Below are 395 nucleotides of genomic sequence, written 5' to 3'. Positions count from 1 at the left end.
AAGCGCGAAGACGTGCAGCGCGGCCAAGTGCTGTGCAAGCCCGGCTCCATCAAGCCGCACACCCACTTCACCGGTGAGGTGTACGTGCTGTCCAAGGACGAAGGCGGCCGTCACACCCCGTTCTTCAACAACTACCGTCCGCAGTTCTACTTCCGTACCACGGACGTGACCGGCTCCATTGAGCTGCCCGAAGGCAAGGAAATGGTCATGCCCGGCGACAACGTGTCGATCACCGTCAAGCTGATCGCCCCGATCGCCATGGAAGAAGGTCTGCGCTTCGCCATCCGCGAAGGCGGTCGTACCGTCGGCGCCGGCGTCGTGGCCAAGATCATCGACTGAGAAGGACACCGATCATGAGCAAGCAAAAGATCCGTATCCGCCTCAAGGCGTTTGAC

General features: G+C 61.0%; 1 pseudogene. It reads left to right on the top strand.

Going from position 1 to position 395, the window contains the following annotated elements:
* A pseudogene (tuf, locus tag HA630_RS00975) lies at positions 1-339 on the top strand (elongation factor Tu); the annotation flags it as partial.
* Positions 340-395 lie beyond the last annotated feature (56 nt).

Source organism: Aquabacterium sp. A08, assembly GCF_011742065.1.
The sequence above is the reverse complement of the archived record's forward strand: the minus strand, read 5'-3'. Positions and strand labels throughout refer to the sequence as shown.